This is a genomic window from Spirosoma terrae, from assembly GCF_010435915.1.
Classification (GTDB): Bacteria; Bacteroidota; Bacteroidia; order Cytophagales; family Spirosomataceae; genus Spirosoma; species Spirosoma terrae.
In genome coordinates, this window is the sequence record NZ_JAAFZH010000029.1 from 1 (window position 1) to 12,722 (window position 12,722).

The following is a 12,722-nucleotide window of genomic DNA, read 5'->3' on the forward strand; positions in this document are numbered from 1 at the left end:
CAATTGATAATTAGTGGAGAAATAGGGTAATGCTTATTCGCTGGAGTTTATCTGATCTGTTTTGCCGATTTTTTAAGGACTTTTAACCTTGTCGTTGTATGCAGTTTGTGTAATATTGTTTACAAGCAGATGGTCGGTTTGTAGTAACTAAAATGAGGTGTTTTGAGCGTAGATAGGGGGCACTTATTCCGATTGCTTTTTCAGCTCTATTGAAATCTCTATAAAGGTTGTACTTATCATACTACAGCAGCTTTGCTGTTCTACTATGCCTGTTTTTTATGCTAGATGCTCAGAATATAACTGTAAGAAAACAAGGTAGCTTTATTTTAACCGATAATAGTCTGCAACTGAGAGCCGGTGAAATATGCTGTATTGTTGGCCGAAATGGTGCTGGTAAATCTACTTTATTAAGGGCGTTAACTGGAATAGAGCAACTTGAAAGTGGTGCCGTAGCCTATAACGATATTGATTTATTGTCGGCAGATCGGTATCATGCTCTGAGGGATATAGGTATTATGCTCTCTACTAACTCATTTTATGAGTATTTAACCTGCGAGCAAAACCTAGAAATAGTACAGCGTTACTATGGCCAAACCCGGTTCACCGTTGAACAGGTTATGGATTTATTTGGGCTTAAGGACTTTGGGAAGCAAAAAGTGAGCAGGCTATCTTCAGGTACTAAACAACGGTTGTCGTTGGCTCTTGTCTTTATCAATTGTCCTGCTTTGGTTATCCTGGATGAGCCTTTTAACTCTATCGACCAGGAAAATACACGTCAGATCGTGAAACTAATTCGCCAGCTTAATAAAGACTATAATACGGCCTTTTTGATAACCAGCCATTCATTTGACGATGTAGGCGCTCTATATTCAAGGTTGTGTATTCTAAAAAATGGGGAAATAGTTAGCCAGTTAACCCGTCAGGAACTGGAAAGGCTTGTCTTTTTTCGTGTTCGAGAAACTGAGCTGCCAATCACTTTTGACGAGTTGATACGTATAGCCCCATCCGCCCAGCGCGACGACGATGACGTACTTTTTGTTGTTTCCACTGACCAGCAAAACCATGATTTTAACAAAATAGCTGGAACTAGTAGTAGCCAACGTCCAGCAACTCCCAAAGATTTATACGAGCTATTTGGCTAATGAGGTATTATTTGGTTGCCGAGATAAGAAAGCTATTGGCACGTTGGCAGTTTGCTGGTATGATGCTACTGGCGCTTGTATTTACAGGAGTTTATATAACAGACTTTTTGGGGAGTATTGTCCAACTATATGCAATGGTTCATCGGAATAAGCCAGAAATGCCATTTGGCCTTTTTTTCTATGAGACATTATCCAGCCGAATTCATTTAATACTGGTCATTAGTTGTGCTCTTGTATCGACATTAGTATGGGAATTAGAAACTAGTGCTACGCTTCAACGTGCCTTGAAGCTAACACCTGGAAACGTAGCATTCTTTATGGGAGCCAAAGTTTTACTATGCTTACTGGTTTTGGCTGTACAGCTAGGTTTCATGTGGATGGTAATTACTTTAGGTATCGCACCATTGAATTCTCTTTTACAGGGTAAGTACCTGTTTTCGAAGCCTACATTAGCTCATTTTTTAGCCATACAATACATGTGGTTGCTTCCGGTGCTGCTATTGAATGTATGTTGGTTTATTTGGTTGGGTGAGCGAGCCGTGGTTGTATTTTTCGTTGCGTTGGTTGGGGTGTTCTTACTCGGTTTTATTTCTTTCATGCCTTTTTATGCGTTTTTGTCGCATCGGTACGGGCAGAGTACTCCGCAGATCAGTGAGTTAGTATGGCTGTTAGGGTGGACTGTAGGATTATATCTGTTTTTACGCAGGCAACTAATCAACTATGTCTAATTTGATTATGATACGTTATGCTATTAATGAGTGGCATAAGCTCATTAGACATCCTCAATTGAAAATATTGTGGGTATTAATCTTACTCGTCTCTTTAGGTTTAGCCACGTTGAGTGGACAGGTTCGCTCCTTAAATCCTTCCATAGGGGCAATAGGTTCTCTCGAGTCAAAATTATCTTTGTTTTTCTGGGGAGTACAAAGGCTGGTTTTGCCTCTCGGTATACTTACTTTTTTCGTTGGCCTGCAATTGGAATACCGTAATCAAACATTCTTTTGGCCTGGTTTGAAAATGATCGATGAACAACGGTGGGTTTTGGCGAAAGGCGCAATGCTGTTTTTTATATATATAATCGTATTCATGTCAGCCATGTTAGGAAGTTATCTGTGGCTACAACTCACAGATGCACTTTCCGGTATTAGTAATCAGATTGTGTGGCATTGGTTTTGGGAAATGGCTATTCATTTTATTCTGCTTCCGTTGCCAGCTTTTTTAACGATGTTTTTAGCTGGGCTGATTTCTCACCGGTATACTGTTGCTTTATTGCTTACAATCGGTTTAATGTTCGCTGTTGAGCAACGTAGCGCTATATGTGCTCCTTATTTTGCGCTACGGTACAGCGTTAATTTAAACGTACTATTACTGAAAGGGAATGCGCTCTGGAGTTATACTGATTTGTACAAACACTATGCTATAGTAGCTCTCTATTGCCTTTTTCTGATAATTCTAATCCAATATTTAATTAAACGATTTGGTATTATAAGGCTTTTTAATTGGTAAGAAATGAAAACGTTATTGGCGACTTCGATCAAGATTGGATTACTTAATTTTTTATTCAGTGCGTTCTGCACGTTGATAGCATATTTTTTAGATAAAAGCGATCTACATATACAGGGGCTATCGCTGTTTCTTCTATTATTGGGTATTGTATTCTTTGTTGTATCGGTGCGGAAATTGGGAGGAAATTATACACATAGGTTTGATTCAATAGTATTTATCACATCATTGAGCACCGTTACGTTTAGCCTTTTGGGTTTTGGGTTTTCCTTATTTATGCATGGATATATTGATCCGAATCTGCGTTTCGAAATTGCTCATGCTTCTGCAATTAGTTTCTATGAAAGTATTCAACAGATTGAGCGTGAGCAAAATGTAGCCTTTTTCTTTGACTACGATGAAGAAGTTAAGCGGATCGCTTCCGATTTCGAGCCAATGAATATGCTTTATACCAAAGTAAGATCTACGTTTATTGTGCTGGTTTTATATAATTTTCTGGTTATGCTAACCAACCATGGGCGCTCAGAAGACAATAGCTGGTCGTAAATTTTTAGCGCATAGTTATCGATCACTGTATCAATAACTATTGCCTTCTTAAAACAATAATCTGGTTACGTAGCGTTTGATTTCGGCGGAAGTTATCGTCGGCAATTAAAACCAATCGTTGCTTCTGTTCGTCGGCCCAGGCCATGGCTTCCAGATTGCAGACGTTGCCGGGAAACTGTCTGTTAAAGTCGAAAGCCAATTCTTTGGTCAATAAGTGAGACGAGTCGCGGATGGATGCTACGTATAAACCAGCCGTTACGCGTTTCTGGCTGGCATCATAGCAGCGTTCCAGCACCAGAATCCGATTGTCGTCGATAGCAAGTATTTCTGAAATGCCACCTAAGCGTTCTTCTCCCTGGGCGAATGCACACCGATTGATCGGGTATTTGTAGCGTTCGACAGTTGGGTCTGTTTCGGTTGGGTTCGCGTAGCGGAAGAATGTAATCGTATCCTGATTCATGGTTGTTTCGCCTTCCCAGCCTGCTTCTGGTGCAACCCAAAGTACGCCAGATGGGGTGATGGCAATGCCTTCGAGCCCCTTGTTTGAGCCCGGCAATGGCATACGTAGCAAAACCTGTTTGCTGCTGTCAACTACCGATTTGCCATACAGCAGAGACGTAGTGTTTTCGTATTCATCCGTCCAGAAATAAATATTTTGCTGAGGGGAATAACGTAGACTCTCAAACCAGTATGGAGTTTTTTGCTGCTGGATCAGGAGAGCACTGTTGCCTAGATCTTGAATAGTATTGATCCCCGAAAAGACGTAATGCCAGCCTCGGTCGCTAACCAGGTGCCATTCTTTTTTAGCCGGTATGATTTCGAGTCCTGAGATTCCGCGTAAACTGTCGCGCACGAGCGGGATGGTAGCCGAATCGCCGTCAAATGTGAACTGTATTGACTGACAATAGCCGGTGATATGGATAAGGCTCAGAAAAACAATAAGTAGTAGCGCTCGCATAAATGGAAGTAAAAGAAACGCTAAAATAGGTTGAATAATGAATTAGCGACTGTCTGGTCTACAGAGGTAAAAATAAAAACAGCCGGACAAACTAGTTATCCGGCTGTTTTTGTCCAGTCGCAACGAACCTACTGGCCTAGTTTTTCCGTAACCACCCGTTCGAGATATTCCCGGATCGGTTGGATTTTGATCTGGCTCAGTACGTCCTGCGAGAAAGCATAGAGCAAAAGCGAACGGGCTTCATCCTTCGGAATCCCCCGCGACCGCATATAGAAAAGGGCTTCGTCGTTCAACTGCCCGGTGGTGGTACCGTGCGAACATTTTACATCGTCGGCAAAAATCTCCAGCTGAGGTTTGGTGTTCATCGAAGCACCTGACGACAATACGACGTTCTTGCACGACTGATAGGCGTTTGTTTTCTGAGCGTCGGGCCGCACAAAGATCTTTCCGTTGAAAACACCCGTGCTGTTGTCGTCCAGAATGCCTTTATATAACTCACTACTATAGGAGTTCGGCATGGCGTGATCAACCAGCGTATGGTTATCGATATGCTGGCGGCCATTAGGCATATACAGACCATACATGAATGCTTCAGCATATTGACCATTCAGAACGATGTTCAGATTGTTCCGAATGAAGTTACCGTTCAGCGTTACGGTTGCTGAATAAAAATGGCTGTTATCGGCCTGGTAAACCTGTGTAGTGCCAATATGATAGGCCTTCTGGCTTTCGTCCTGAACTTTGTAATACTGCATTCGGGCTTCCCGAGCCAGTGCAATTTCGGTCACTACGTTAACAAAGCTGGCCCGATCGCCTAACGTCCGAAAGGATTCGGCCATCATGACTTCGGCATTTTTGCCAACAACAACCAGATTACGGGGTTGAGAGGCTACATTCTGCTCACGCGAGTCGGTAATAAAGCGAAGAATGATGGGTTGCTCAACCGTTACGTTGTCTGGTACGTGAACAACTACGCCATCGTTTGCCAGGGCTGTATTAAGCGCTGTAAAGGCATTTTCCTGGTAATCAGCATAATTAGCAAAATGACTGCTGATTAGTTCAGGATTGTTTTTTACCGCTTCGGCGAAATTCGTGATTTGTACCTGATCGGCCGGGCTAACGATATGCGACAGTTCAGGCTGGTAACGACCGTTGACAAAATAAAGAATATTGCCGTCGAGATTAGGGATTTCCAGCGAAACAAGGTCCTGAGCCGTCAGTACAGGCGTACTGTCGAGAACGAAAGCTTCTTTGAATAACCCGCTAACGTTCGAGTATTTCCATTCTTCATGCCGAATGGTAGGAAAACCCAACAAGTCGAACTGATTGAGGGCCGCCCGCCGAAGCTGATGAAATGGCGTTTTACTCTCCCCGTTCATTCGCTCTTCGTTGGTTTTGAAAGCGGCCAGGAGTTGATTCTTAAAGTCGTTATATGATGCGTAAGATGGATTCATTCTTTAAAGTTTTCAGTCTTCAGCTCACAGTTAGCTCACTGATACCAATTTATGCGTCAGCCAACTGTAAACGGAAGACTCACAAACTGTAAACTCTTATAGTGCTTCGGCTTTAATCCAGTCGTATCCTTTTTCTTCCAGCTCAAGCGCCAATTCTTTTGGGCCAGATTTAACAATACGGCCCTGATAGAGGACGTGAACATAATCAGGAACGATATAATCAAGAAGCCGTTGATAGTGCGTGACAACAATCGTAGCCCGTTCTGGCGACCGTAGTTTATTAACACCATCGGCAACGATACGGAGCGCATCAATGTCCAGCCCTGAATCAGTCTCGTCCAGAATGGCCAGCTTGGGTTCGAGCATCGCCATCTGGAATATTTCGTTACGTTTCTTTTCTCCACCCGAAAAGCCTTCGTTCAGCGACCGGCTCAGCAACGACTGATCGATATTAACAAGCTTCATTTTCTCTTTCATGAGTTTCAGAAACTGTACAGCATCGAGTGGGTCCTGTCCCCGATATTTACGGATTTCGTTCATTGCGGTTTTCAGGAAATTCGTCGTGCTTACACCCGGAATTTCAACTGGATACTGAAATGCCAGGAAAATACCTTCGGCAGCCCGCTCTTCGGGAGCCATTTCCAGCAAATCTTTGCCATCGAATAATACACTACCGCCCGTTACTTCATAGTCCTCACGACCTGCCAACACAGATGCTAATGTGCTCTTACCGGCACCATTGGGGCCCATAATAGCGTGAACTTCACCGGCATTGACTTCCAGGTCGAGGCCTTTCAATATTTGTTTTTCGCCAATAAAGGCTTGTAAATTACTGATCGATAACATAATAGAAATATAGCGTGACGGCTAAATGAAGGCGCAAAGATAACAGATGAATCAGTATCTGACCTGTTGGGATAACAAAATCAGCTACTTAAAAGTTGACTCTGCCTTTGCTTATTCTATAATACATACCATTATTCGGGTTTGGATCGAAAAATTAGACTCGGCTTATTGGTCAGACAAGCCGAACGGAGAAGATCTCAATACCTAATGTAGATAGCTGCTATATCCTGTTGATATAAAATAGCCGATCTGATTCTCCAGATCGGCTATTGTGTTTTGTAGAAAAGCAGGCAGTGCTAGTTAGTGAATTCGTCTAATAACGATAGGGACGCACTTTGCTGGCGGACAGCCTTCGCAAGCTGCTGGAGCTGTATAGGTCGCGCTCGCTGTTTTGCCAGCAAAGGTCACTGTTACCGTATGTGAGCCTGTTCCACTTGTTAGGCCGGTCAGTGAATAGGGCACCGACGTAGCACCGGCTGTTACAGTTACCGTTGTCGATACGGCGCCATCTGTAATGGTCGCTGTACTGGACGTAGCATTCGTCAAACTCAGCGTACCAGTAATGGTGTAGCCATTGGTTGCACTCTGACAAACGCCTGGCGTAACGGAAAGGGCTATGCCCAGTGTGCAACTAGCTGGGGCCGTGTAGGTAGTGCTGGTTTGTCCGCAAGACGTAGCAGATGCTACTACGCTGTGAATAGTGCCATCGCTGGATAAACCAGTCAGCGTGAAGCTGGCCGGGCCATTACCTGTCAGGGTTAAGGTGGTGCTACGTGTACCATCGGTGACGGTTACTAGCTGGCTACCACTGGCATTGACTGCCGATACACTACCTGTTAGTGAATACTGGTTAGTTGCTGAGTTGCAGACACCCGGCGTAACGACCACACTAAGTGCACAAGGCGGGGCTACCGTACAACTGGCCGGAGCACTATACGTAACGCTAGCCGTTTTACCAGCATAGCTGACCGTTACTGTGTGTGACCCCGTACCCGAGTTGAGTCCCGGCAGGGTGTAGGGAACCGACGTAGCACCGGCACTGACTGAAACCGTGGTCGTCGCTGTTCCATCGGTGATGGTAGCTGTACCAGCGATGGCATTGGTCAGGGACAACGTCCCAGTCATTGTATATTGGTTGGTGGCAGGCACACAGGCCCCTGGTGTGGCCGAGATCGCTACGTTAACTGAGCAGGATGCCGGAGCGGCATACGTAGCGCTGGCCGTACCACAATTACTTAACGTAGCGTTTACGGTATGACTGCCGCTACCCGTTGCCAAGCCTACCAGGCTGAAACTGACGGCTGTGGTGCTGGTCGTGACGGCGGCAGTTGTGCTGACTACGCCATCGGTGATGGTTAACGTACCGGTTTGAGCACCTGTTAAGGAAACTGTTCCGGTTACGTTGTACTGGTTAGTGGCTGTGTTACAAGTGCCTGGTGTAACAGCCAGACTTAGACCGCCACGAATAACCTGTACGGTATCGCTGCAACCAACTCCTTCCGAAAGAATGAACTTATACGTTCCATTGACACTCATGCCCGTTATCTGGCCGCTCTGGGTGATAGTGGCACTAGTTGGGTTACCAGCCTGAGCAGCCCAGGCTTGTCCGGCAGCAGCCGCAACAGCCGTAGCACTGGTGATGGGAGCACAAATACGTATATCGGAACCCGCATTGGGTTTGACACAATTCTGGACTAGCACATCCACAAGCAGGCTGGCATAGCATCCTTCGGCGCTGTTTACGTTTACTTTATACGTACCGGCATTTACCGTTGTGGCATTCGGTATGGTTGGGTTCGCACTTGTCGATACAAAGTTGTTTGGCCCAGTCCAGTTATACGTAGCACCACCACTGGCAGTTAAGGATATAGTGCTTCCAATGGATACAGGTGAGTTGGAGGTTACTGAAGGCGTAATACCACAGTAAATGCCCAAATCCCAGGTGAGATCTTCTTCCAGTGCGTCCAGCGTAGTGATTGATGTAATGTAAGCTGGGGCTCCCTGATACGTAGTGAGGGTTCCATCAGAGTCAATAGCATCGTTTGAGCCTTGGTTAGCCGGTGAAACAGAGTAGCTGGCCGGTGGGAAGAATACTGCATAATAATTGCCCGGTGTCAGATTGGGGAAGAGGTATTTTCCGCCGTTACCTGTAATGGTAAAGGCAATTTCAGTATCGGTGGCTGGATTGGCTACGTTATCACCATTATCCTGAAAGAGAATCACTTTTACCCCATCTACTCCCTGCTCACCTGCATCCTGAAGACCGTTGTGATTAGTGTCGTACCAGACAAAATCGCCGTAATAAGCAGGAGCAGGGGCGGCTAGCTCAATACCTACTTTAATAGGTTCGGCAGCTAGTAAGGCTACATTATTATCGGTACGAGTAGCTACGAAACCAAACGAATTCCAGGCGATTTCACCATTAGCAGGCGCGTCGATGGGGGCACGCATCGGCCAGGTTAATTCAAGTGAATCGCCAGGGTTAACGATGATGGTACCAAAATCGAATTTAAGCGATTGTACTGTCGTAATGTCGGTAGGAGGAACTGTTGCCCAGTTAGGCGGTGTACAACCGGTAGGGAATGGGGACGGATCGGAGGCTGCTTTCATCTCATCCCGACACGGGTTTTGAGCCGTTGAGTAATAGACGGTAACGCCAGCAGGTGCTGTAATCGGATCGGCCAGGTTGGGCCGCCATTCGCTGTTCCGGTTACTCAGATCAATAACGCCCTTGTCATTTACAAAAGGCAGAATGTCAACAATGGCAACGTTCTTCATGGGAATATTGCCCGTATTCTTCACAATGAGTTTGTAATCGGCTTTACCGCCACGCACGGTAAGTCCTGATGCGGGGTAACGGGAATAGTCCCTATCGAGTTGACCTTTTACCCACTTAATTGACTCCATTGATGCCGAACTCCTGGCCGCAATACCGCAACTCCAATAACTAGTTGGCTGTTTGCCTAACGTATCGGTGGTACGCCCGTTGTTATTGAGATCATACTGATCAATTTGCGTTGTCGGAGCACTTCCGTTATAATGCGTATAAGCACCAATGTTTGACCCACTGGTTAAAAAGTTTAATACGTGTCCCGTTATGCCAATATTTGTCAAACGAAACTGGGCCCGAACGGTAATACCATCTCCACTGGGTAGTATCGTACCTGCTGGGTAAGTCCAGCGAAGCAGTGGTCGGCCTGTACCCGCATAGTTTGGTATATACTCAAACGTTGGCGTAACGGTTAAGCTGGTTGATGCCGTAACCACCGATGCACTGTTTGGTACATACTCAAAATAGCCAGCAGGTTCAGGGAACATCATTAAAACCGGGTTTTCGATGCCAGCACCGCTTGTCAGTGCTGACAGTGAGCCCGCCTGCGTAAAAATCTGACCAATTGGATAAGGGCCTGAGCAGGCTGGCGTATGCGTTGTACGTATAAACGCCTGGGCCGTTGTCTGCGCGGGAGCCAGTGTAACGCTGGTCGCGCAACTTGTTCTGGACGCAGGTATATTGGGCGTACTACTAGTCCAGGAAGCGCAGTTAGTAACAACTGTATTATCTGCAACATTCGGGGCTCGCGTAAACTGCACCTCCAGACAGTTTGCGTTTGATGTTGCGTACTGAGCGAGTGTGGTGTTAGCCGGAAAAGGGGAGATCAGCACAAATTTGAGCCTGGTATAATATACGCTGGGGTCGCCAGCTATTGGTCCAGGTCCAGATACGGTCAATGGCTGCCAGGTAGAACTTACATTGGTTTGATACTCTATGCGACTGAGCGCATTGGTATTACCAGAGCGGCCAGCATAACGAAGCGCAACTGGAATGTCTTCAATGAGTTCAACATTTTCCAGTTCCACATTGCCACTGTTGTTAAAATTAAGGCAATACGAAATAGTTTGCCCGGCAAGAACCGTAGTACTCTGCCCATAATCAAGCCCTTTGGAAAAAGTAGCCTGGACGTTTGGATTGGTCAGGGTACTTGTTTCGTTCAAATCATTGACGCAGGCGTCCGGGTCCAGCTGCATACCGTGGCTTACATGAATTGGAGTACCGCCAAAAGGTGTAAACGTAATGCCAGCCCGATTACTAACGGTTTGTCCTACGGCAAAGCCATCAGCTGTATTGTAACGAACCTTAATGTAAAGAACGTACATGGGGGCCGTCCAGCTTATGCCATTCCGGACAGCATTTAAATTAGGAATGGCAGCGGTTACAATACCCCCACTTTCGGTAATGGTAGTGGGAACGACCGTATTGTTACGGCGAAGTTCAGCACTGACAAATACGGCACCAGCCGGTAGCGTGTCCTGAACCGTAATATTGGTTGAATTCAGATAGCCGTACGTAATATATTCATTGGTACTGACTCGGCCTGAAATTCGGATTAGATAGGTCGTATTATTATCGACAGAAGCCTGCGCCTGCAGTGTTTTCTGCCCGCAAATCATCGGATTTCCGGTAGTTAGGGTAACCGAATAATTTTGTGGACCAGATGTATAACCGCCGTCACTCGTAAATTCGGCAGTGGTAGGAAGTACAGTACCATCAGGAACATTTCCATTAGCCGTAAATAAGCGGACGCCTAATGTTCCATTCGACCCGGAAGGCAGAGGGCTGATGAAGGTAATGGTCAGCTTTTTAGCGCCCGGTGTATTCGTAAATACAAAATTACTCACTGGGGCGTGAACAGTACCGACATAAGAGTCCGCTGCGACGATCTGATCGGGCAGATTTAGAACCATTTTGGCCCCAGTAATACTGGTGGTCGTACTTGACGCAGAATATTTCATCTGCATAGATAACTGGTTACCAGCGAGCATCGTGGTAGTATTGTTCTGCTCGGTGTATTCCAGAGAAAGAGTCACCTGGGCTTTTGTCTGAAAGCTGGTTAGCAATAGTGCTACAAACCAGATCAACCCAAAAAATGCTGTATTGGATTTCGTAGATGATAGAAGCATAGAAAAGTTGATAAAATCGCCCTGCAAGAATTAGTTGTTGATGTACTGCCCTTTCTGCACAAAATGAAGGAGACTTTTAACCCTTGGTTCTAGGTGTGTCGTTGGCAAAATAGTTCTGGAAAATCGTTTAGTTTTCCAGCATTTTTAGGCAGAGTTATGCGAAAGAATAGCGGTACTAGACATGAGCAAGTAGATAGATTACTGAGTTTTCAATCTATGTTCGTCCAGTTGGGCAAAGGTTATGCCACCGCCAGATGTTAAATTTTTCTTGCCAAAATGGGTAAGTCTTTATTGTGTATTATGTGTAATTTAGTTACTTATATGTACCCAGATTATGTAATTGGTCGGCAAGGCGATTTTTTAGCAAATAATATGCCACTTGTACGAGTTTATTTTCTTTATATGAAAGAAATTTTAGTGCATCAATATCAGTGCTACGTTACTTAGTGATGAGTTTCAATACCTGTTTCTTGATATGTTTTAGCAACATATCAAAGTCAACGTATCAGCGGGAGGGCTCATAGCGTAAGCTTAGAAGGTCATTATAGGAATAGAAAAGTAGGTTGGTGCTTCCGCTTTAGAAAGATTAGAAGCAACGAATGCGGAGTAAAAGCAAAAAGTTCTGAATTAGAACACGGCCTAATTCAGAACTCTATACTTACGTGATATAAAGATTAGCGAACTCGTCTAATCGCGATGGGAATGCATTTCGCTGGAGAACAATCGCAGCTAGCAGGAGCATTATAAGTAATACTTTTAGTTATTCCCGCAAAAGAGACCGTAATGGTATGTATTCCTGTCCCCGGTGCAAGCCCTGTTAGCGTATATGGAAGGGCGGTAGCTCCTGCCGCCACGACTACAGTTGTACTTATTCCTCCATCCGTAATTGTCGCTGTTCCTGCCGGTGCATTAGCCAGCGCCAGGATACCGTTGACATTGTATGTATTCGTAGCTGGCGAACAAGTGGTGGGGGTAGCCGTTAAACTTACGTCTACAGTGCAGGAAGCGGGGGCTGTGTACGTAGCACTGGTAGACGGATAATCTGTACCAGTGACTGTTACGGTATGAGAACCCGTACCCGAAGGAAGTCCTGTTAGCGTAAAGCGCGCCAGGGTCTGTCCATCCGTAATTGTTACGGTGGTTGTAGATGTTCCATCAGTAACGATCAATGTGCCTGCTGATGCTGATGTCAAGCTTATGTTACCAGTCAGGGTGTACTGATTTGTTAAGGAATTGCAAGTGCTGGGTGTAACCTCCAAGGCAATTGCACTGGCAGACAAAGGAGCCTGTAGATTTGGATTTGTAGTACAGTTT

General features: G+C 45.3%; 8 protein-coding genes and 1 pseudogene. 4 read left to right on the forward strand and 5 right to left on the reverse strand.

All coding sequences use genetic code 11. The features are described 5' to 3' along the window. The first annotated feature begins 278 nt into the window (after nt 1-278). The 4 genes from GK108_RS30630 (at nt 279) to GK108_RS30645 (ending at nt 3,191) form a co-directional block, all read left to right on the forward strand. Complete coding sequence (locus tag GK108_RS30630; RefSeq protein ID WP_163955414.1) at nt 279-1,142, forward strand: ABC transporter ATP-binding protein; 864 nt, start codon at nt 279-281, stop codon at nt 1,140-1,142. Next, a complete protein-coding gene (locus tag GK108_RS30635; protein ID WP_163955415.1) occupies nt 1,142-1,870 on the forward strand; it encodes a hypothetical protein in 729 nt (242 codons plus the stop codon). Before GK108_RS30630 ends, GK108_RS30635 begins: the two co-directional genes overlap by 1 nt. Before the next feature lie 7 nt (nt 1,871-1,877). Next, nucleotides 1,878-2,648 carry a hypothetical protein gene (locus GK108_RS30640; protein ID WP_163955416.1) on the forward strand — a complete coding sequence of 257 codons (771 nt, stop codon included), beginning with the start codon at nt 1,878-1,880 and terminating at the stop codon, nt 2,646-2,648. A 273-nt stretch (nt 2,649-2,921) separates the two neighbouring features. Then, the gene (locus GK108_RS30645; RefSeq protein WP_163955417.1) at nt 2,922-3,191 is read left to right on the forward strand and encodes a hypothetical protein; all 270 of its coding nucleotides are present in this window, start codon (nt 2,922-2,924) and stop codon (nt 3,189-3,191) included. Nucleotides 3,192-3,228: 37 nt separating this feature from the next. Here GK108_RS30645 and GK108_RS30650 read toward each other — a convergent pair whose 3' ends face one another. The 5 genes and pseudogenes from GK108_RS30650 to GK108_RS30670 all read right to left on the reverse strand — a co-directional run. Further along, nucleotides 3,229-4,149: an esterase-like activity of phytase family protein gene (locus GK108_RS30650; protein ID WP_163955418.1), complete on the reverse strand. Its 921-nt coding sequence runs from the start codon at nt 4,147-4,149 to the stop codon at nt 3,229-3,231. 128 nt (nt 4,150-4,277) lie between these two features. Further along, nucleotides 4,278-5,603 (reverse strand): Fe-S cluster assembly protein SufD, encoded by a 1,326-nt coding sequence (gene sufD / locus GK108_RS30655; RefSeq protein ID WP_163955419.1) that lies wholly within the window; start codon nt 5,601-5,603, stop codon nt 4,278-4,280. A gap of 96 nt (nt 5,604-5,699) precedes the next feature. After that, nucleotides 5,700-6,449 (reverse strand): Fe-S cluster assembly ATPase SufC, encoded by a 750-nt coding sequence (sufC, locus tag GK108_RS30660; RefSeq protein WP_163955420.1) that lies wholly within the window; start codon nt 6,447-6,449, stop codon nt 5,700-5,702. Between the two features lie 300 nt (nt 6,450-6,749). After that, nucleotides 6,750-11,408 (reverse strand): SdrD B-like domain-containing protein, encoded by a 4,659-nt coding sequence (locus tag GK108_RS30665; protein WP_163955421.1) that lies wholly within the window; start codon nt 11,406-11,408, stop codon nt 6,750-6,752. Between the two features lie 674 nt (nt 11,409-12,082). Next, nucleotides 12,083-12,722: pseudogene (locus GK108_RS30670) on the reverse strand (hypothetical protein); the annotation flags it as partial.

Excerpts from the sequence above, each read along its gene's own strand:
- sufC (WP_163955420.1), bottom strand. The coding sequence starts at position 6,449 with ATGTTATCGATCAGTAATTTACAAGCCTTTATTGGCGAAAAACAAATA.
- GK108_RS30640 (WP_163955416.1), top strand. The coding sequence starts at position 1,878 with ATGATACGTTATGCTATTAATGAGTGGCATAAGCTCATTAGACATCCT.
- GK108_RS30635 (WP_163955415.1), top strand. The coding sequence starts at position 1,142 with ATGAGGTATTATTTGGTTGCCGAGATAAGAAAGCTATTGGCACGTTGG.
- GK108_RS30645 (WP_163955417.1), top strand. The coding sequence starts at position 2,922 with ATGCATGGATATATTGATCCGAATCTGCGTTTCGAAATTGCTCATGCT.
- GK108_RS30665 (WP_163955421.1), bottom strand. The coding sequence starts at position 11,408 with ATGCTTCTATCATCTACGAAATCCAATACAGCATTTTTTGGGTTGATC.
- GK108_RS30650 (WP_163955418.1), bottom strand. The coding sequence starts at position 4,149 with ATGCGAGCGCTACTACTTATTGTTTTTCTGAGCCTTATCCATATCACC.
- sufD (WP_163955419.1), bottom strand. The coding sequence starts at position 5,603 with ATGAATCCATCTTACGCATCATATAACGACTTTAAGAATCAACTCCTG.
- GK108_RS30630 (WP_163955414.1), top strand. The coding sequence starts at position 279 with ATGCTAGATGCTCAGAATATAACTGTAAGAAAACAAGGTAGCTTTATT.